This window comes from Rickettsiales endosymbiont of Peranema trichophorum (assembly GCF_004210275.1).
Taxonomy (GTDB): Bacteria; Pseudomonadota; Alphaproteobacteria; order Rickettsiales; family Midichloriaceae; genus RICK02.
The window spans coordinates 41,634-58,984 of record NZ_SCFA01000059.1; the positions used below are offsets into that span (position 1 = coordinate 41,634).

Genomic DNA, 17,351 nt, shown 5'->3' on the forward strand with positions numbered 1-17,351 from the left:
GTAATAGGGGTTAAAAATGCAAGGGAACTGTACACATAAATTGTCTAATGCTTCTTCGGAGCAGAACGTAGGGGAGCTTATTTTGTCTCTTCGTCGTTTTCTGGAGGTGATACTTCGAGAGGTCCAACGTGCTGGATTTTTTTCGCATGAGTTTCTTGAGAAGTCTATATTGTTTGTACTTAGTACAACACCAAAGATCTCCACATCTGAGTTTCACACTATTCTGAATATACTAGAGGAGGTGGAGCAGGACTTTCAGAACGCGGAGTTTTACGAGGCACTTACCTCTATGAGACGTATTTGTGTAGACGAGGATGCTCTCTTTCAATTAAGAGGTTTGCCTATAATTCAAAAGGAGCAAATTAACTTGATACCATTACTTGCTTGTTATCTGGTGGATCAAGTACTGCGATACATGGATGAGATAAAACGAAAAATAGTACACCATCATCTCGACATTGAAGCTACAAGAAGGTTGGTATTAGAGTATTTTGATGTATGTGCAGCGCAGACCATTAGAGTGCCGACTTCTAGCACAGTTGGGACACAAAACACCAAGTCACGTTCCAAATCATCCAAAAAAGCAAGAGCAAAAGGGGCAGATAAATGAAGAGGTGTTGCTTAGCTCCTGAAATCCTGTGATTCCATTATTATGTCAGCTTTTTTGCGTGATTATTTCCGAAATTTAGCATTAGAGCATGTCCGCAAATTAATTGGAATAGACCTCTTGCATAACTCATAAATATTCTCGCTGTTGCGGGAATGGCAAAAGGGAGGAGAGGTAGTGACAAAAAGGAAGATGCAGGAATGCAAAGAAGGGGAGCCTGGGATGGTTGTCTCTAATACCAAATCTCATTTTTAAATGATTCAAAACGGATTTTGTGAAACTCGGCTTTGCGCACGTATTGCAGCAATACGCTTACGCAGCCCCATCTTCAAATCCATTTGCCTGATTTAATCTGAAATTTGGTATAACTTGATAAGTTTTGAGATTGTTATCGGTCTTCTATCAATAAAATTGATTCCTGTGGCAGTGTTCATGACAGCCGTAATGGATAGTGATGAAGTGTTTGATGGAATGTCAGGCACCTTCAATTTGACTATATTATGACCTGTCAAAACCGTTTGTTGATTAACGAACATGTCTGCCAAAACGTCACCATTATTGTCAAATGCAACTACATCAAACCCACTGAGCATAGTTTGTAACCTATCCTTCTTGAGTATGGTTATTGTTGTATGAAACTCAATGTTATTGCCAAGATTCTTGATGGTAACTTGACTGTTTTGTTTTTCCAACAACAAGGTATGGTTAATTTGATGACCCATTGCATCTCCTAGCTTATTGATAGATGGGAACAGTACTGCTGTTTCGTACCTATAAAAGAAAAGGACGGTACCGACGAAGAATATAGTGGAGGCAAGTAGTATTGCTCTTATAAAGTGACGAGTATTGTTACTACATTCCTTGTTTGTATAGACAATGGATTTAGTGTCTCCTTGATCCTCCTGATGACTTTTTCTGCTAACAAGATCGGACAATGTGAACGCTTCCTCAACTGTTGCTACCCACTCGTAACCACACTGCGAGCAACGTACAAATCTTCCATATTGGCCGATGTCGTCCATCGTGATCTTAAAATCGGTATTACAGTTTGTACATGTTATGATCATATTATCACCGCTTGCTTTAGTTTAGCTATTGGGCTAGTGTATTGCCGAACTTGGTTACTGCACAGCAAAAAGCAAATGCTAACCTAAATAACATACGTTATCTATATAGGTGAAAATGAACAATTTAGCCAGAGAAATTGACGCGTTATGGAATAATTCAGACGTAGGTGACAGAACTAACTTGAAGCCGTCTGTGCTAGAGGAGAGAATGGCCCTTATTCAAAAAGTGCTTGATGCGCTCGATGGTGGTGAGATAAGGGTAGCGGAGAAGAAAGATGGCAAGTGGCATGTACATCAGTGGATCAAAAAAGCGATTTTGTTGTCATTTAGGTACAGTGACAACAAGGTTATTAATCCCACAAGCGACCTTAGATTTTACGACAAGATACCTCTGAAGACTATGTGTTATAATCGGGAAGCTTTTGAATCTGGGGGTTTTAGAATGGTGCCAGGAACAGTTGTGAGATATTCAGCATACATTGCCAAAAACGTAGTCCTCACCCCTTCTTTTATCAATGTAGGTGCTTATATCGACGAAGGAACTATGATAGATACATGGGTGACGGTTGGAAGTTGTGCGCAAATCGGCAAGAACTGCCATATTTCAGAAGGTGCAGGCATAGGTGGGGTACTTGAACCATTACAGGGGAATCCAGTTATTATAGAAGATAACGTCTTTATAGGTATGAAAAGTGCTGTAACGGAAGGTGTTATAGTAGAGGAGGGCGCCGTAATATCTGCAGGTGTATTTATAACCAGTTCAACGCGTATTTATGATCGTGAGAGCGATCAAATAATATATGGTAAAATACCGTCATGTTCGGTGGTGGTACCGGGCTCTCTACCTAGTTCTGATGGTAAAACCCACACATCTGCCGCAATTATTGTAAAAAAAGTAGACAATAAAACGAGAGCTAGTACATCAATTAACGAAATATTAAGGCACTGAGGTGGATGGAGAGATGAATGATATACTAGAGCTGTTACAAAGGCTACTGAGGTGCCAAAGTGTTGCTCCTAATGATGATGGAGCTATAGACATTGTTGCCTCGAAGTTAAGCGAATTAGGATTTGATTGTAAAATTCTGACTTTTGAGGGTGATGGCTCGTATCCGGTGAGGAATCTGTATGCGCGCTATGGTACTGTGGGTCCTAATTTCTGTTTTGCGGGACATACAGATGTGGTGCCAACTGGTCCAGTTGATAAGTGGCAATTTCCACCATTTGATGGAAGTATCAAAGATGGACTAGTCTATGGGAGGGGCACAGTTGACATGAAAGGCGCTATAGCGGCAATGATTTTTGCTGTCGCTAATTTCATAAGATCGCAAAAGTTCAATGGTAGCATTAGCTTTCTAATAACAGGTGACGAAGAAGCGGATGCTACTAATGGAACTCCAAAGGTGTTGAAGTATTTAGAACATAAAGGCGAGAAATTAGACATTTGTATCATAGGAGAACCAACAAACCCAGATACTTTAGGAAGGACAGTGAAAATAGGCAGCAGGGGTAGCTTTAACGTGGATATTACGGTACGTGGAAAGCAAGGACATGTTGCATATAATAAGTATGCTGATAACGCATTGACTAGATTGACAAATGTGCTACACGATTTGAATGAAATCACATTGGATCGGGGCAATGAGGACTTTGAGCCTTCCAATTTAGAGCTCACAAGTATCGATGTGAACAATAAGGCTCCTAATGTTATTCCAGGGTTAGCTTCTGCTCACATCAACGTCAGGTTCAATACGTGCTATGATGGTCCCAAGCTCTTTGAAGTGATCAAAAGTGTATGCGAGAAGCACGCTTGTGATCAATATCATATCGCATCAAGAGTATCCGGTGAAGCTTTTGTGGTCAAAGACAAAGGAATACTTGATATTTGTGCGATTGCTATTAAAAACGCACTGAAGAGCGATTGCACCTTTAATACCAGGGGAGGTACGTCGGATGCTAGGTTTATTAAAAACTACTGTCCTGTTGTTGAGTATGGGCTAAGCAATGTGACAGCGCATCAGGTTGATGAACACACTACGATTCAGGAGCTTGTGAACCTCATGAATGTGTATTACGCAATGCTTCAAACCTACTTCGAGGTTGGCAATCTTTGATTAGACCTCTTGCCTAACTCATTCTGAGTGGTTATTTCGTCGTCTTTGTCGTCAAAATTTGTCTGCGCTCCTCACATATATAGGATATGCTGCGGTGCTCACCTGCGTTTTTCCTAAAAATTCCTCACTCATTTATGAGTTATGCAAGAGGTCTATTTAAGAGTTTTCGAGAGGAGAGAGGATTTCCAGAAGTGCAGGGTAATCGGTTTTACCAGTGCTAAGCATAGGCAGCTCCTGTATGTGATGGAGAGATTTGGGCACAAACAGTTCGGAATACCCAGATTGTATCAGATACTGTGTGATATCCTCCTTTGTAGCCGCAGTATGTGTAGTAAATAATATAATGCTTTCTCCCTTTTTTGGATCATTTACAACAACTGCTGCGTTTCTGGATTCAGGCCACAACTTTGATACCATCTCTTCAATGACGCTTAAAGGAATCATCTCACCGCCGACCTTTGCAAAGCGTTTGATTCGACCGACTATGGTGATATAACCCTCAGCATCAACATCGACGATATCTCCAGTATCGTACCAACCGCTGACCATTTTGCTTCCGATTTTATACTTTGGCTTTTCTATGACGTTAGGGTTGTCATATCTAATGTATCCAAGCATTACATTTGGTCCCGACACTATTAACTTGCCGCCTTCTTTGATTCCTTCTATAGGTTCAACGATGTATTTCATACCAGGCAATATTCTGCCAACAGTACCTATTTTAGAATGCATACCTGTGTTCAGGGCGATCGCTGGAGAGGTTTCGGTTGTACCGTACCCTTCTAGTATCCTGATACCAAATTTTTCCATCCACATTTTTGTGGTTTCTGGTTTTAATTTCTCTGCTCCAGCGAACACGTATCGTATACTAAAGAAATCGTATGGAAGTGCATACTTTGCGTAATTTGCAAGAAATGTATCAGTTGCAAAGAAGCAAGTTGCATTAATTCCATAGATCAGTTCTGGTATGATTCTGTAGTGGAGTGGGGAGTGATAGAGGTATGTTTTCACTCCTGAGAAAATAGGCAATATCATACCGCCTGTCAGTCCAAATGCATGAAAGATGGGTAATGCGTTGAACAGCTTATCAGATGATGTGAAGTCTATTCTGGATGCAAGCTGCTTGAGGTTGGAGAGAATATTGGAATGGCTTAATACCACGCCCTTTGGTCTTCCCTCGGAACCTGATGTGAATGCTAGTAAGGCCTGTTCATCTGGGGACGGTCTTTCCATTTTTTTGTCGTCGTAGTACTTATGGTAGTAGCGTGTAGGGAAAATCGCTTTCCACATTGCACTGCACTTCTCAATCAATGATATAGAACTACGGATATCTTCTAGGTAAATTAGTTCTATGCCACTTTTTTCTATGCTGTTGACAACGTTTTCAAGCCCTCCCTTTTCAACGAAGACCCTGGAGGTATATATTTTGGTTATCTTTCCGACAGTACAGGATGCCAATATATTAGACGTACCGGTCGAGAAGTTGAGCATTGCAGGTATTCTATCGCGCACCAGTACACCAAAGAAGAGGCTCACTGTTGCAACAACATTTGGTAACATGATACCAATGCGTTCTCGATGTTCTGTGGATTTTGCAATCCTATCTCCCAAGAGGAATGCCCCAACCATGAGTTTATAGTAACTCATGGAATTTTTATTTGCGTCATGTATGATAACGGTCCTTCTACCAAACTGCTTATATGCTTCGGTGAGTGACTCAAAGAGGGTGACGGTATTTTTACTACCAGCAAACATCATCTCTGACATAATGTCATACAACATGTTGCCGACTGCATGACGTCTTTCCCTGTTTGTGAGATGTGCCGGTACTCTCAGTTTTTGTGGCTCCTGAATGTGAATCACAATTTTAGGAAACAGCTTAAGCTTTAGTTTACCGTGCATTTTGGAGAATAGGCTGTACTGGGTACCATCGATTCGAATTGGTAAGAGTGTGGCATTGGCCTTATCGGCTATGAGTCCAGGACCCTCGTATACCTTCATTAAAGAGCCAGTGACTGTAATTCTACCTTCTGGGAATATCACGACAGGTCTTTCAGCTTTTAACTGGTCTATCAATGTTTTTGCAGCCATAGGATTGGTAGGGTCTACTGGATAAGCTCTTAGGAATGTCAGGAATGGTCGCAACCACCACTTTCTTGCTATGTAAGTGTCAATTGCGAAGGTAAATCTTCCTGGCAATAGAATACCTATCAGGAGTGGATCTAAAAACGATGCGTGGTTTGCTATTACCAATATTCTTTTGCCGGCTTTGTGGTAATTTTCAAGTCCTATGACTTCGACCCTATATATCAACTTCAGCACGATTTCCAACAAGCTTTTGACCATTTTATCTGGTAGAATTCTGCAGATGTATGTTGCGGTAAAGAAGTTTGCGACCGCAAGTACAAACAACAGCTGTGAGGCCGATAGACCTATTGTCACAAGGCACATACTGATCAAGCTTGCCACAACCATGAAACCGGAGCTAACGATATTGTTTGCTGCTATCGCTTGTGATCGTCGTGCTATGTCCATCGATGTTTGTAAAATTGCGTAGAGTGGTACAACGTATATACCGCTACACACACTGATAAAGAATATGTCGATACAAGCTCTTACACCTTCGGACGTTGAAAGGAAGTAGTGAATACCCCCAAGGTACTCTCTTTTGAGAGTCAAGGTGCTAACCCACCAGAGATCTAAAAAGAAGCAGCTTAGGATCATCATGGAGGCAGGTACATATTTTTCCGACACTTGGCTATGTAGCAATCTGTCGCATAGCACGGAACCAACCCCCATTCCTATGGAAAATAGACTTAAAAGCAGAATGAATACGGATTGGTCGCCACTGAACACCTCTTTGGTGAGACCTTGGACCTGTGAAATGAACAGGCCTCCGATCAGCCAGAACCATGAGATCCCCAAGACTGAAAGAAAGGCTCTGTGATTGGTTCGCAAGGTTTCGACGCAGTCTAAGGTTTCTTTGACGATGTTCCAGCGAATTTCGGTTTTTGGAGCACAAATCTTGCTATCGACGATAAACAATGATGATATATATCCTATTAGGCCCATTGCGATCGTCAGTACTGATACAAGAGTTACTGAGGTATCAGAAACCAAAACTCCGCCAAAGATGATACCAAGAGGTATTGCTATAAATGTTCCTGCTTCTATGAGGCCATTACCAAAGATGAGTTCATCTTTGGTCAGACTTTCAGGGAGGATACTGTATTTAGCGGCCCCAAACAAAGCGGCCTCGATGCCTATTAGAAAGATGGAGAGCAGTAACAGAATGTGGTTGTTTGTCATGAACCCGACTACGACGATTCCGCAAACTACTATATTGCTAACTTTCAACCACTGAACAAATATGCCCTTGCAAAATTTATCTGCAAGTTTACCGCCAGTAGCGGAAAATAAACAAAACGGCACTATAAACAGTGCCATTGTTAAGTGTATCAATATTGATCTTTTTAGGCTACTTAACTCTGGTGAGTAGAACCCTATGAGTGTAATAAAAGCGGTACGTATAAAATTATCGCCAAAAGTGGCAACAAATTGGCATACAAATAAAGGCAAGAACCTTCTTGTTGTTAGTAACTGACTAAGTTTCAATTGCTCACCCGGGATAGATGGAAATTAAGATTGCCGTGGATTGTATCAGATTCACCATTTGGAGGCAACGAAAAGTCCAAATTTATCGTATGTGAATATATAGAGCTTATATGGAAATTAACTGCAATGAAAAGAATTTATGCAAAGGTTGCCTGTGAAGTTGTTGGAAAGGTCAAATGGATGCCCGTTTTCACGGGCATGACGCAGGAGGAGCGGGGATGACGCAGGAAGGGAGCGACACAGGGGGATGCCGGAATGGCAAAGGAGGAGGATGGAAGTGGCGAGGGAGGAGGACTAAAATGGCAAAGGAAGATGCCGGAGCGGCAAAGGAAGAGTTGCGGGGATGACGCAGGAAGGGAGGGACACAGGGGGATGCCGGAATGGCAAAGGAGGAGGACAGAAGTGGCAAAGAAGAGAGAGTGGCGTTGGAAAGTCTGATTCAGTTCCTATACTGCATCTTTGTTGTTTGCAAGGGTGTCGGTGGACAGAGACTGTGCGTCTCTTGCTTTGATTCGTTCTAACACCAAATTGGCTATTTGCGCAGACAGTGTACAGGAGTCTGTATTTCCAGGGATTGTAACTATTCTGTCGGGAAACAAGGCCGCCAATTTCAAAAAACCTTCTCTTATGAGAGTGAAGGATTGAATATCTGCCTTGTCATAGTGGGTATGGTGTGAGAACGACTGCTTGAGTCTGGAACGGGCAAGTTCTGGATCAACATCCAGGAGTATGGTAAGGTCTGGGGTACATTCTCCAATACTTAGGCGGCTAATTTCGTGTATCAAATCCACTGAAATGCCTTTAAGATACCCTTGATAAACAAGAGAGGAGTCGAGGAACCGATCTGATATTACTACTTTTTGCTGTGCTACAGCTTTCTCAATCACGTTTACAACGTGATCTCTCCTTGCAGCATTGAAAAGTAGAAATTCTGTCAGAGGATCTGTTACGCCATTTCCATCTAACAATATCGAGCGTAGCTTCTCTGCGAAGACAGTACCGCCTGGTTCCCTTGTTACGACAACATCGAAGCCAAGGTTAGTGAGTATATCCTCTAGGATTCTAACTTGGGTGGATTTGCCGGAAGCTTCACCGCCCTCGAACGTAACAAACAACCCACGACTTAACATCGATCAACTTATACAAAGGAAAGTTATATTGAACCAAAAACCGGGAAGGGACTAGAAAAGCCCGATAACCAAACTGCTAGCAACGACTGTATTGGTTATATCAATACGACGTTTTCAGCGGAAACTTTCTTGTTAGGCGACTGCACTAACTCATAACCAACTTTCTGCCCTTCAACCATAGAAGCGACATTGATAGACTTCAAACTGCTAATGTGTACGAACACATCGCTTCCAGAGTCGTCGGGCTTAATAAAGCCATATCCTTTAGTAGCATTAAACCACTTTATAGTACCTTTATGTTTCATTTTTTTTCATGTAATTAAATTTTGTAAACCGACAGATGCTGTCTTCCAGAACTTCCGGCATTACGCTTAACTTACATTTAATTTATGCAAATGCAAGCTTAATCTGAGATGTCTAGCAACTTTTATTGCTTATACCGCACACTTCTTTTCACGGTTAGATTTAAAAAGGTCATTGGAATTTTTAATGAGCATACTGTTAACATACCTAGGCCTATTGCTATTAGTAGAGCTATGAGGTTTTTTTGTGGTGTCTGTGTTATCGTTGACAACACTATACCAAACAGGGCGATATTAAAAATTGCGACTTTTAAAACGACTTCTGCATGGCTTATACCGGTGCGTACGGCTTTTTGAAAGAAATGTTCTGAGTGTGCTTCCCAAAACCTTTGGAGTTTTACTATTCGTATTAACAGTACTAGACCTGCATCCATAAAGTAGTACATGGGTAACATGAAGGCTTGCAACCAATAGCCTTTTGCAGCAAGGACAAGTAGCAACAGGGATAGTATGTATCCTATTGTTATACTTCCGGCATCGCCCATGAATATAGCGGCAGAGTGCCAGTTATACCACAGGAACCCGATCGTTGAAGATGCTAACAAAAGAGATATGTATGTATAGTTGGTTTGAATTTGAAGTAGGGAGAACAAGATGCCCAATGAAGTACACAAGAAGATAGTCTCCATGCCAGTCATACCATCAATACCATCCATAAAGTTGTAGATGTTCATGAAGCCGACGATTATGAAGACTATGGCGCCGAACTCAATGTCCGGATGAACGGTGTAAGCAAATATGGAGCCGTGACTTGTTACGACACATGCACCCAAACTGGCTGCTATAACGTGTGTTAACAATCTGGATGATATGGACATTGGAGAAATATCATTTTTAAATGAGATGATGCATAACAATGCGAGTGCCATGAATAATATGAGAGGGGCCTTCATATCACCGGTGAATCTTAAAATCACTGGTATGCTGCCCATGAAGAAAATCGTTAATATTACTACTCCCCCACCAACAGGTGTAGGATCTTTGTGGTTGCTTCTAGAGTTTGGAAACGCTAGGAGATTGTGGCGTATACAAAAGTGAATGAAACTCTTTACAAGCACGAAAGAGAGAAGTGCGGTCACCAACAATGTTATTCCTTCGACGACACCCATAATTTTCCTTACACAATTGACCTAAATTCTGTGACTTTACATATCATAATTAGCATTGGTGTGGAAAGAGTGGTGGGCAAAGGTTTTCTTACCATTATGATGTGGTGCCGCCGGCAGGAATCGAACCTGCGACCTCTTCATTACCAATGAAGTGCGCTACCACTGTGCCACGGCGGCTGAAAAACGAAGTAATTGACGTATCGGAGATAGTATATCCGAGTTGTTGAAAGCTTCAAGAGATTATTTCATAGCTTAATATCGATTTTACTGTCGATCAGTTCGATCGTTTGTTGAACGCCGTATAAGCTGATGAAGGAGCCGAAGCGTGGCCCACTTGAGGACCCAAGGAGGATTTCATACAATCCCTTGAACCAATCTTTGATTTCAAATTGAAATTTTACGGCAACATCGTACAAGAGGTTTTGAAGCTCTTGTGGATTGTTGGTGGTTGTGGTTTTGAGGGCATCTCTGAGATACTTAAGTGCTTCTAGCTCTTGGTGGTTAGGCTTTTTAAATATTTGATGTGGTTTAACGAAGTCGTGATAATACTGTATCGCGTATTTGATCAACATGCCTAACTGTGAATTTGTATCTTTGACAACATTAAAGTTACACATCTTGATGTACCCCCATATTGTATCTTCGCTTGATGTGCCGCAGGCTGCAACGAGGTTGAGCAGCAGACTGTATGACAATGTACAAGATGGTAGTGGGGGTGTCCCCATATGCACGTGATACGCTGGATTGGTTAATTTTTTTTCTTCGTCCAATTCCTGTGAGTACTTATCGAGCCAGGTAAGATATTCGTCAACATTTTTGGGTATGATGTCGATGAACAGCTTTTTTGCCTTTTGAGGAGATTGGTACATGAAGAAAGAGAGGCTTTCTCGTGGTGCGTACTGTAACCACTGTTCTAGACTTAAGCCGTTTCCTTTAGATTTGGATATTTTTTGGCCATTTTGATCCAGAAAGAGCTCATAAAACATCTGGTGTGGTGGTGGGGTGCCTATAGTCTGACAGATTTCGCTATAAATACGACCGTTGACCAGGTGATCTTTACCATACATTTCGAAATCTACTTCAAATGTTGCCCATCGCATTCCAAAGTCCGGCTTCCACTGAAGCTTGCAATGGCCGTTTGTGACTGGGACTGTGATCATATTCCCTAGCGCATCATTGTAGCTGACCGTACCGTTGAGCGTATCTGTTGCTACGATCGGTACATTTAGGACCTTGCCTGTAGTAGGGCATATTGGAAGGAATGGGCTATAAGTTTTTTGTCTTTCTTCTCCCAGAGTTGGAAGCATAATATTCATGATGGCATCATATGCTTTTAGGACCTTCATGAGGGAATCATTGTATACGCCTTGTTTATAGCATTCTGTAGCGCTAAGTAATTGGCACTCAAAATCAAAATGATTTAAAAAATTTTGAAATCTGGCGTTCATATTATGACCAAAACTTTGGTGTGTACCGAAAGGGTCTGGCACTGATGTGAGAGGTAGATCCAAGTATTGGTGGTATGATTCCTTATTGGGAATGGTATCTGGAATTTTGCGCATGCCATCCATGTCGTCGGAAATACAAAAGAGGCGTGTTGGCATGTTTGATATTTTTTCAAAAGCATGTTGTACCATTTTTGTTCGGACGACTTCGCCGAAGGTCCCTATGTGAGGGAGGCCTGAAGGTCCATAACCTGTTTCAAAGAGCACGTAGCCTTTTTGTGGGAGTTGGTAGTTAATTTTTTTTAAAATTGCTTCTGCTTCTTTGAAGGGCCAGGAGAATTTTTCGATATTTTTACGTATTTTGTCATCCAACATTTGTATCATCACCAAAATTTGTAGTTAACGGCTGGGCTGAAGTGGTTGCCTTGCATATAGTCCGTGCCCATTGCAAGTAATATGTTTGCTATAGCTTCTGTTTCGACGAACTCCACGACCGCCTTCATTCCTATATCGTGTGCGAGGCGTATGAGGGTTTCCACGAAGATTCTATTGTGACTATTTTCTATGAGGTCTCTGATGAAACTTCCGTCCACTTTGATTAGATCTGCGTTGATGGACTTGAGTTCTGTAAACGAGGTATATCCAGCTCCAAAATCATCTATTGCTACGGAGCAGCCTATTTGATGCATAGTATCTGTGAATTTTGCTAGCCTTTTAACCTCGTGTTTGCTACCTGTTTCTGTGATTTCGACAATTAATCTGCTTGCAATATCTTGACTAGGAAGCAAGGTCTTTGCTTTTGTGAGCCATGTGGCGTCGTCTGTCGACATGTTGGAGATATTGATACTGAGCTTGAGTGTTGGTGTCATTTTAAGTTCATTGGCTGCTAACTCCAATACCAGCAGGTCGATTTCGGATATTAATCCCATAGATTCTGCGATTGGAATGAATGGTCCGACGGAAACGGTTCTACCTTCTTCTGTACGTATCCTTAGGAGTCCTTCATAAAACCCGTGTGTTTTGGTTTTAGAATCTATGATGGGTTGAAAAGCGAGCTGTAAGCGCTTTTGTCTGATTGCTTTGTGTATGTAGTTAGCGAGGTGTAACTGGCTGGCTTTTTGGGCGACGTATCCATTTTTTTGTTGGCTCCACATGTATGATGTCTCTTCGGAGGCCTCGCACTCGTACAGTGCTACATAGCAGTTTGCGATGGATTCCTTGAGCATTTCTTGATTTTGGGAAGGTTGTATTAGGGTGAGGCCACACCTAGGTCTTAAAAAGGTATCTTGCTGTAAGATACCGTGGCTACACGAGCGAATTGCAGACAGTATAGCTCCCAGTGCATCTTTATGATAGGCCTTTTGATTTGAAGGTATGCAGAGTAGTATTGTATCAAATCCTATGGGTAGTATGAGGCTTTGGTTACTCGTATGCTGCATGATGATATTTGAAGTAGACTCTATAATACTGCTAGCTCCTGAGACTCCATCTGTGTTTAACACAACTGCGAGATCGGGGATTTTGAGTATGCACAATGCATAACAAGTTGTCTTATCGTCCTGTTGTAGAAGGTACTCTTGTATTTTTGTGATGATGAAACTGAAAAAGGTGTTTTGCATTTCATGTACTATATTAAAGGCTCCCCCACCAATAAGCTGCTCCTTTTTGGTTTATGGTAATGTTGTTAGGATTACTTACCATTCTGGATTGTACTTGGGTATAGCTTTATTAAGGAGCAGGGCGAAATGTATTGTAGTTCTTAGACAAGAGCAAGTGAATGTTTTTAAGGTTTGCATAAGATGTCAAATAGTCATGTACAATGTGAAGTAGACTGCAAAGGTTGTGAATGCAGAGATGTAAAATATTGGCCAAGATGGTAGCATTGCTTCTGTATAAAGCAGCGTCTGTTTTTTGAAAGTTGGATCATCTGTGGTATATTCATCATCTTTAGGTATCGCGATGTCTACTCCTAGGGTATTGGCATAACTTTTGACGAAACCTACAAAGTAAGTTTTGGAAGGTACCAGCTCCATTTTCCCAGCCTCGATGGCGGAGAGGTATGCCTCTTTGATATTTAGCATTTTAGACATTTCTGAAAGCGAGATATTAAAGTCTTTCCTTTTGCTTTCCAATGTTTGCCCGAGGCCTCTATAGACTCCTTCTTGTGTCATACTGTTAATCAGTTGAAAAGTGGCTCAGCTGTTAAATATCTTTTTGGATTGGTATATGGCGTTTTTTTTTGAAAGTTGGCACACTGTATTAAAAGAAAAGGTAATTTAACAACGCTGTCAAGTATTATTATGTACAGTACTGGAGAGTGATGGACAAGAAATATTTATATGAATTTTGTCTCTCCTCCACATTTGCTTCGTAATTATAAGGAAAGCGGTGGTCTATATTAATACTTGGGCTTTTTAACGTAGTTGTCTCCAAAACTCGAATTTATTATGAGTTATTTGAGTGATGGGAGTTAAGGCTATTTTGACAGTTCGGTAGCATTGCTAATTTTTCAAGACGTCCGGTGTGCCTACCACCCTCAAATGAAGAAGTAAAGAAGGTTGTTATGATGTCCAAAGCGGTAGAAGGGCTTATATAACGTGCTCCTAGTGCTAGAACATTGGCATCATTATGCATCCTAGCGATTTTTGCATAATCTTCGCTATGGCATAGAGCTGCTCTAATTTGAGGATATCTGTTTGCGGCTATACTCATGCCTATACCGCTACCGCAAATTAAAATTCCAAGTGGTTTCTCATCTTCTGCTAGCATTGCTTTTACTAGGAGTGTTACATAGTCTGTATAGTCTACGCTTTCTTCACTAGATGTACCAACGTCTTGGACGGTGCACTTTAAATGCTTCAGATGGGATATGATATGGGCTTTAAGCTTGAAGCCAGCGTGATCAGAACCTACGAAAATCTTGTTATCGTATAATTTCATCTTTATAGACGCCCCATATATTTTCTTTTTTTATCCAACCAGAATAGGATCTGATCACTACTTTGCACCAGTGTTGATTACATTTCTTGACGTCCCCAATGACACCATATTCGATTCGGACTACTGGACGTGCGGTTTCGTTTGGGTATTTTAGGAGCATGATTTCCTGGTGATCACCGGTATTGATCTTACCTTTTGGTATAGCAACTATTCGACGTTTTGGGGTTATTAGGTTGCCATTGACCCATCCTTCCGTACCGTCTATATCACGAAGTTGTCGCCAGTTTTCAAACTCTGCGCTTACCTCCATTGGATAGCCTTTTCTTTTATAGGACCATTTTATTGGATATTGAAAGCCTGGACCACTTCTAAGGTTCACCTCATCTGGCTTCAGGCTAACGAACCTTGGAATAGGCAATCTACTTTTACTTTGGGCTATTGTGCAAGCTAAGATTCCCACGATCGCTATATGTACCAATGTTAATTTTTGAAGGGGTTTCAAAGACATTTTGGTATATTTTTAAAAGCATGTGAGGAAGTTGCAATTGGTCATATCACAATTTAGCCATAATGTCAGTATTTAGTTGTAAAAACCATGAATAGTGGACATTCAGAGATTGTTTGTAACGCTATACAAAGCTGTAGAAATAGATGTATCGCACTATCTACTTGAATAATACTCCCAAAGAAAATAGCATGGAAAATAAGCTTAATCTTAAAGGGAGAGGACGGTTTGAGAGTATACTGGGTATTATTTTGGAGATATGTAGAGCGCTTACGTATCTTTTCCGCTTTACGTGTTACACTTGTAATACTTTGTGGTGTGCTTGCGTCATGTAATCAACACATCAACGGTTCAGGGTTTGTACCTCAAGGGAGCGGTGTCAAAATGTACCATGAGAACAGTAAGGAGAAGGAGGTAGCTAAAAAGCTAGCCGACGAGGCAATGGAAGATCATCAAAAGCTTGGTGGCCAACCCCAAAATGTGGGTGGACTGGAAGCAGAGGCTCCTGCTGTTCCATATGAAGGTGTGTTGTTAACGCCAGAAGTACCAGTTTTGGCGAACACGAAGACAATAAGCCTTTCTATCACCGAAGATATAGAGATTAAGGACGTCCTTATAGAGCTTGCAAGGCTTGCTGAACTTGAGATCGCAATCGATCCAAAGATTGAAGGTGGTATCATACTGAAAGTGAAGGATAGAAGCATAAACGAAGTAATAGGAATGATAGCGAAGCAGGCATCTCTGAGATACACAGTCAACAACGGTCTGCTGACTGTAGAAAGAGATACGCCCTATACTGTGAATTATAAGCTTAACTATCCTGAAGGTATAATGCATGGGGCAAAGAATGGTCATACCACTGAAGACATAGACGGGTTATGGAGGTCGATTGACGACAATTTAAGTAAGCTGATTGAGGTACATACTGATTCAAAATCTCGAGAGGAGGAAAGCAAGCCATTCTATATTGTGAACAGATATGCGGGGATTATTAGTGTAGTCGCTAATAGCAAGATTCAACAGAGTGTAAAAAAATATTTGAATACACTGGAGGCTAACATACACACCTCATAGTAGTACATGCTCAACATAGGAACTTAGAGTATGCCCGCAAATTAATTGGAATGAAAAGAATTCGGGCAAAAGTTGTATGTTAAGTTGTTGGGAAAGGTAGATGGATGGACGGTTTCACGGTCATGACGCAGGAGGGAGCGGCAATGACAAAAGGGGAGACGAGAGTGGCAAAGGAAGAGTTGCGTGGAGTGACAAAAGAGCGGAGCGGCAATGACAAAGTGGGATGTCGGAATCCCAAAGGAGGGGCGCGGGAGCGATACAGGAAGAACGCCTACTGAAGTCAACTTATAAAAATGACGCTTGTTTCATGATGTAGTCGCAGAAGTGTTAGAAATGTTATACTATATACCGGATGTTATGTTATAGTATTGACAATGCAGAGAAATAAAAAACACCCATGAAACTACCGGTAGGAGTCAGCGATTTTAGAAAGATAGTAAAGGGGAACTATGTCTTTACGGACAAGACGTTGTTGATCAAAGAAGTAATGGACGATGGTGCTGATATCATACTGGTCACCAGGCCCAGAAGGTTTGGGAAGACGTTGAATCTGTCGATGCTGTACTACTTTTTAGATCTTAGTCAGCCAAAGGATGAGGATTTGTTTAAGCAGCTGAATATAGGTCAGGACAAAGCTTTTTGTGAGGAGCATCAGCATAAATATCCAGTGATATTCATATCGTTTAAGGATGTGAAGAAGTCGCGCTATCAAGATGCGTACGCGAATATAGTATCGTTGATTAGTAGGTTATATGGGCAGCATAGATACTTGCTAGAATCTGGTTGTTTGAGTGACCATGAGAAGGGAGTGTTTAACCGTTTGTTGTACAAGACTGGGCAAAGTTCAGAGGTCCAGGAATCACTGCAATGTCTATGCATATACATACACAGATATTGTGGCAAGAACCCTATCATCTTAATAGACGAGTACGATACGCCGATACAGGAGGCTTACCTAAAAAAGTACTACGAGAAGATGGTAGAGCTGATGCGGGGCATATTGGGGCAGGCATTAAAGGATAATAGTTATCTGACAAAGGCTGTGGTGACCGGAATAACACGTATTTCGCAGGAGAGTTTGTTTTCTGGGTTGAACAACATCTCCGTATATTCAATGCTTAGGGAGAGATTTGGACAATACTTTGGATTTACAGAAGATGAGGTTGTAAAGCTACTAGGAGAAACAAAACAACCTGTATCGCTTAGTGAAATAAAAGAATGGTACAACGGGTATCAAATAGGGAAACATGTATTGTACAACCCCTGGTCTATAATTAACTGCTTGGACAACGAAGGGATACTACAGGAATACTGGTTAAATACGTCAAACAATGCGTTGATAGGGGATCTGTTAAGGAAAGCAAAACCTGTAGTGAAGAAGGA

17 protein-coding genes and 1 tRNA gene are annotated in these 17,351 nt (G+C 41.3%); 7 read left to right on the plus strand and 11 right to left on the minus strand.

All coding sequences use genetic code 11. From position 1 onward, the window contains the following. The first annotated feature begins 16 nt into the window (after window positions 1–16). Window positions 17–610, plus strand: a complete 594-nt coding sequence (locus tag EDM53_RS03195; RefSeq protein WP_130122243.1) for a hypothetical protein — start codon at window positions 17–19, stop codon at window positions 608–610. Window positions 611–954: 344 nt separating this feature from the next. On the opposite strand, the gene EDM53_RS03200 is transcribed toward EDM53_RS03195, so the two are convergent. Further along, entirely contained in the window at window positions 955–1,674 is a 720-nt protein-coding gene (locus tag EDM53_RS03200) for an MJ0042-type zinc finger domain-containing protein (protein ID WP_130122244.1), read from the minus strand. Window positions 1,675–1,789: 115 nt separating this feature from the next. Between EDM53_RS03200 and dapD the strand changes: the two genes are divergently transcribed. Next, entirely contained in the window at window positions 1,790–2,623 is an 834-nt protein-coding gene (gene dapD, locus EDM53_RS03205) for a 2,3,4,5-tetrahydropyridine-2,6-dicarboxylate N-succinyltransferase (RefSeq protein WP_130122245.1), read from the plus strand. Window positions 2,624–2,636: 13 nt separating this feature from the next. Then, window positions 2,637–3,788: a succinyl-diaminopimelate desuccinylase gene (gene dapE / locus EDM53_RS03210; RefSeq protein WP_130122246.1), complete on the plus strand. Its 1,152-nt coding sequence runs from the start codon at window positions 2,637–2,639 to the stop codon at window positions 3,786–3,788. Window positions 3,789–3,944: 156 nt separating this feature from the next. Here dapE and EDM53_RS03215 read toward each other — a convergent pair whose 3' ends face one another. Then, the gene (locus EDM53_RS03215; RefSeq protein ID WP_277986525.1) at window positions 3,945–7,403 is read right to left on the minus strand and encodes an acyl-[ACP]--phospholipid O-acyltransferase; all 3,459 of its coding nucleotides are present in this window, start codon (window positions 7,401–7,403) and stop codon (window positions 3,945–3,947) included. Between the two features lie 176 nt (window positions 7,404–7,579). Here EDM53_RS03215 and EDM53_RS06170 point away from each other — a divergent pair, with 176 nt between their 5' ends. Next, a complete protein-coding gene (locus EDM53_RS06170; protein ID WP_165379602.1) occupies window positions 7,580–7,750 on the plus strand; it encodes a hypothetical protein in 171 nt (56 codons plus the stop codon). A 99-nt stretch (window positions 7,751–7,849) separates the two neighbouring features. Here the strand turns inward: EDM53_RS06170 and tmk are convergent, their stop codons facing one another. The 9 genes from tmk to EDM53_RS03260 all read right to left on the minus strand — a co-directional run bounded on the left by tmk (window position 7,850) and on the right by EDM53_RS03260 (window position 14,897). Beyond that, window positions 7,850–8,533: a dTMP kinase gene (gene tmk, locus EDM53_RS03220; protein ID WP_130122248.1), complete on the minus strand. Its 684-nt coding sequence runs from the start codon at window positions 8,531–8,533 to the stop codon at window positions 7,850–7,852. A 95-nt stretch (window positions 8,534–8,628) separates the two neighbouring features. Further along, window positions 8,629–8,838 carry a cold-shock protein gene (locus tag EDM53_RS03225; protein WP_130122249.1) on the minus strand — a complete coding sequence of 70 codons (210 nt, stop codon included), beginning with the start codon at window positions 8,836–8,838 and terminating at the stop codon, window positions 8,629–8,631. 122 nt (window positions 8,839–8,960) lie between these two features. After that, window positions 8,961–10,004 (minus strand): MraY family glycosyltransferase, encoded by a 1,044-nt coding sequence (locus tag EDM53_RS03230; RefSeq protein ID WP_130122250.1) that lies wholly within the window; start codon window positions 10,002–10,004, stop codon window positions 8,961–8,963. Window positions 10,005–10,106: 102 nt separating this feature from the next. After that, window positions 10,107–10,181 (minus strand) — tRNA-Thr (locus EDM53_RS03235). 68 nt (window positions 10,182–10,249) lie between these two features. Then, the gene (locus tag EDM53_RS03240; RefSeq protein WP_130122251.1) at window positions 10,250–11,833 is read right to left on the minus strand and encodes a lysine--tRNA ligase; all 1,584 of its coding nucleotides are present in this window, start codon (window positions 11,831–11,833) and stop codon (window positions 10,250–10,252) included. Beyond that, entirely contained in the window at window positions 11,833–13,068 is a 1,236-nt protein-coding gene (locus EDM53_RS03245) for an EAL domain-containing protein (RefSeq protein WP_130122252.1), read from the minus strand. Before EDM53_RS03245 ends, EDM53_RS03240 begins: the two co-directional genes overlap by 1 nt. Window positions 13,069–13,251: 183 nt before the next feature. Beyond that, window positions 13,252–13,620, minus strand: a complete 369-nt coding sequence (locus EDM53_RS03250) for a helix-turn-helix domain-containing protein (protein WP_130122253.1) — start codon at window positions 13,618–13,620, stop codon at window positions 13,252–13,254. Between the two features lie 274 nt (window positions 13,621–13,894). After that, window positions 13,895–14,389, minus strand: a complete 495-nt coding sequence (gene rpiB / locus EDM53_RS03255; RefSeq protein ID WP_130122254.1) for a ribose 5-phosphate isomerase B — start codon at window positions 14,387–14,389, stop codon at window positions 13,895–13,897. Continuing rightward, the gene (locus EDM53_RS03260; RefSeq protein ID WP_130122255.1) at window positions 14,373–14,897 is read right to left on the minus strand and encodes an SH3 domain-containing protein; all 525 of its coding nucleotides are present in this window, start codon (window positions 14,895–14,897) and stop codon (window positions 14,373–14,375) included. Before EDM53_RS03260 ends, rpiB begins: the two co-directional genes overlap by 17 nt. Window positions 14,898–15,122: 225 nt before the next feature. Between EDM53_RS03260 and EDM53_RS03265 the strand changes: the two genes are divergently transcribed. From EDM53_RS03265 to EDM53_RS03270, 3 genes are all read left to right on the plus strand, one after another. Continuing rightward, window positions 15,123–15,968 carry a hypothetical protein gene (locus EDM53_RS03265; protein ID WP_130122256.1) on the plus strand — a complete coding sequence of 282 codons (846 nt, stop codon included), beginning with the start codon at window positions 15,123–15,125 and terminating at the stop codon, window positions 15,966–15,968. A gap of 104 nt (window positions 15,969–16,072) precedes the next feature. Beyond that, a complete protein-coding gene (locus EDM53_RS06175) occupies window positions 16,073–16,246 on the plus strand; it encodes a hypothetical protein (RefSeq protein ID WP_207215460.1) in 174 nt (57 codons plus the stop codon). Between the two features lie 119 nt (window positions 16,247–16,365). Next, window positions 16,366–17,351 (plus strand): AAA family ATPase (locus tag EDM53_RS03270; RefSeq protein WP_165379604.1); only part of this gene is annotated, 986 nt, incomplete at its 3' end.

Excerpts from the sequence above, each read along its gene's own strand:
- EDM53_RS03195 (WP_130122243.1), top strand. The coding sequence starts at position 17 with ATGCAAGGGAACTGTACACATAAATTGTCTAATGCTTCTTCGGAGCAG.
- EDM53_RS03200 (WP_130122244.1), bottom strand. The coding sequence starts at position 1,674 with ATGATCATAACATGTACAAACTGTAATACCGATTTTAAGATCACGATG.
- dapD (WP_130122245.1), top strand. The coding sequence starts at position 1,790 with ATGAACAATTTAGCCAGAGAAATTGACGCGTTATGGAATAATTCAGAC.
- dapE (WP_130122246.1), top strand. The coding sequence starts at position 2,637 with ATGAATGATATACTAGAGCTGTTACAAAGGCTACTGAGGTGCCAAAGT.
- EDM53_RS06170 (WP_165379602.1), top strand. The coding sequence starts at position 7,580 with ATGGATGCCCGTTTTCACGGGCATGACGCAGGAGGAGCGGGGATGACG.
- tmk (WP_130122248.1), bottom strand. The coding sequence starts at position 8,533 with ATGTTAAGTCGTGGGTTGTTTGTTACGTTCGAGGGCGGTGAAGCTTCC.
- EDM53_RS03225 (WP_130122249.1), bottom strand. The coding sequence starts at position 8,838 with ATGAAACATAAAGGTACTATAAAGTGGTTTAATGCTACTAAAGGATAT.
- EDM53_RS03230 (WP_130122250.1), bottom strand. The coding sequence starts at position 10,004 with ATGGGTGTCGTCGAAGGAATAACATTGTTGGTGACCGCACTTCTCTCT.
- EDM53_RS03240 (WP_130122251.1), bottom strand. The coding sequence starts at position 11,833 with ATGATACAAATGTTGGATGACAAAATACGTAAAAATATCGAAAAATTC.
- EDM53_RS03245 (WP_130122252.1), bottom strand. The coding sequence starts at position 13,068 with ATGCAAAACACCTTTTTCAGTTTCATCATCACAAAAATACAAGAGTAC.
- EDM53_RS03250 (WP_130122253.1), bottom strand. The coding sequence starts at position 13,620 with ATGACACAAGAAGGAGTCTATAGAGGCCTCGGGCAAACATTGGAAAGC.
- rpiB (WP_130122254.1), bottom strand. The coding sequence starts at position 14,389 with ATGAAATTATACGATAACAAGATTTTCGTAGGTTCTGATCACGCTGGC.
- EDM53_RS03260 (WP_130122255.1), bottom strand. The coding sequence starts at position 14,897 with ATGTCTTTGAAACCCCTTCAAAAATTAACATTGGTACATATAGCGATC.
- EDM53_RS06175 (WP_207215460.1), top strand. The coding sequence starts at position 16,073 with ATGGACGGTTTCACGGTCATGACGCAGGAGGGAGCGGCAATGACAAAA.